Consider the following 1,232-nt stretch of genomic DNA (forward strand, 5'->3'; position numbering starts at 1 on the left):
ATATCATCTGCTGCTATAAATGAATTTGGCATATCCTTAATCTGCTCAAAACTCTTTTTTGCTCCACCTATTTCAAATGTAAATTTATCATCCACTATAAAGTCGCCTTGTTTTGGGATATTTAGCCTATGTTTTACCCTTAGCTGATTGGCAAAAAAAGTCTCTCTTATGGTACCCGCCTTGCAATCATTGCCGTAAGCGTAAATTAAATTTGTATTATTCATATATATTTTTGCCGGCTTTACTAGCTTACTAAGTCCTCTGCTTTGCTCATCTATCATGCTTACTAGCCTTGCATCGTTTAAATAGGCAATGTAATCATACAGTTTGGCTCTACTTATCTCGGCAAGAGCCGCAATTTTAGTATAATTCACCTCAAACGGCTCGCTTTGGCAAACTACTTCAAGCAGTTTTTTAAGCTTATATGTATATTTTTGCTCAACTAACCCAAGAGACGTTAGATCTACGTCTATACTTAAATTAATAGTATTTAGCAAGCTTTCGTAGTATGAGCTTTGCTTATTAAAGTAGAATGGATAGTAGCCAAATTTGAGATATTTTTTAAATAGATTTTGCTTTATTTTTAAGTCATTTGCTATTGCCTGGTGGTCTTTTAGTATTGTTTCTAGGGCAAATTTATCTATCGTCATACTGTTTTCAAGCTCTAAAAACTCTCTAAAACTAAGCCCCTCTAGGCTAAATACGCTAACTCTACGCGATAAATCGCTCTTTGCATTTAGTATGCTTACCGCCGATGAGCCCGTAAAAATTACATTTAAAGGGCTCATGTCATATATGGTTTTTAGATGTGCAGCAAAATCTTCGTATTTATGAACTTCATCTAGTAACAGATATTCGCCACCATTATCTACAAATTCAAAAGCAAGTTCGCTAAGACTGGTAGAACCCAAAAATGGATAATCAAGACTTATGTATAGAGCCTTTTTATTTTGAGCTTTTAATTCAAGCAGCTTTTGAAATAGCATTGTAGTCTTACCAGCGCCACGAGCTCCCACTATACCGATAAGCTTCTCACTAAAATTTATTTCATTGTATAAATAACGCTTGTATGTTGTATTAAAATTTTTAAGAAATCTTTCTTGATACTGCTCTATTAAATTTAACATTTTTATTCCTTTATGTAATTGTCTATAAACGTAAACAATATTGAGGCATACTAACATGAAATTTTTTAATTGTCAATGTCTATAAACGATTATACTTTCATATAG

At 33.0% G+C, this 1,232-nt stretch carries 1 protein-coding gene; it reads right to left on the reverse strand.

What is annotated here, in order from left to right; translation table 11 throughout:
* On the reverse strand, positions 1-1,127 hold a 1,127-nt coding region (locus F3G98_RS10255), incomplete at its 3' end, for an ATP-binding protein (protein ID WP_149726143.1).
* Between the last annotated feature and the right edge of the window lie 105 nt (positions 1,128-1,232).

The organism is Campylobacter concisus (assembly GCF_902460895.1).
GTDB classification, from domain to species: Bacteria; Campylobacterota; Campylobacteria; order Campylobacterales; family Campylobacteraceae; genus Campylobacter_A; species Campylobacter_A concisus_BC.